Here is a 407-nt window from a genome sequence, read left to right as displayed (position 1 = left end):
AGCCTGACGATGACCTACTTTCACACTGGTTGCAGCACTATCATCGGCGCAAAGTCGTTTCACGGTCCTGTTCGGGATGGGAAGGTGTGGTACCAACTTGCTATAGTCATCAGGCATAACTTGTTGATTTGCTGTTCTGATGAACAACAAATCCAATTAAGAAGAAGCTTGTAGGGTGGGCTAAGCCCACGCGTTACCGTCGATCAAGACGGTGGCAAATAATCGGTTGTGATTGCTCAAACTTACGTTTAGCACACACTGTGTAATACTTGTCTAGTTATCTATAACTGACCAAAGTTATAGGGACAAGCCGTACGGGCAATTAGTACTGGTTAGCTTAATGCATTACTGCACTTCCACACCCAGCCTATCAACGTCCTGGTCTCGAACGACCCTTTAAAGAGCTC

Annotated in this window: 2 rRNA genes; both read right to left on the bottom strand. The window is 45.9% G+C overall.

What is annotated here, in order from left to right:
* Position 1 precedes the first annotated feature (1 nt).
* Positions 2-114 (bottom strand): 5S ribosomal RNA (rrf, locus tag KDM92_RS18290).
* A gap of 187 nt (positions 115-301) precedes the next feature.
* Positions 302-407 (bottom strand): 23S ribosomal RNA (locus tag KDM92_RS18285); the annotation flags it as partial.

It is taken from the genome of Affinundibacterium baiyunense (assembly GCF_018139645.1).
GTDB classification, from domain to species: domain Bacteria; phylum Pseudomonadota; class Gammaproteobacteria; order Burkholderiales; family Burkholderiaceae_D; genus Undibacterium; species Undibacterium baiyunense.
Note: the sequence above shows the minus strand (reverse complement) of the source record. Positions and strands in the feature narration are given on the sequence as shown.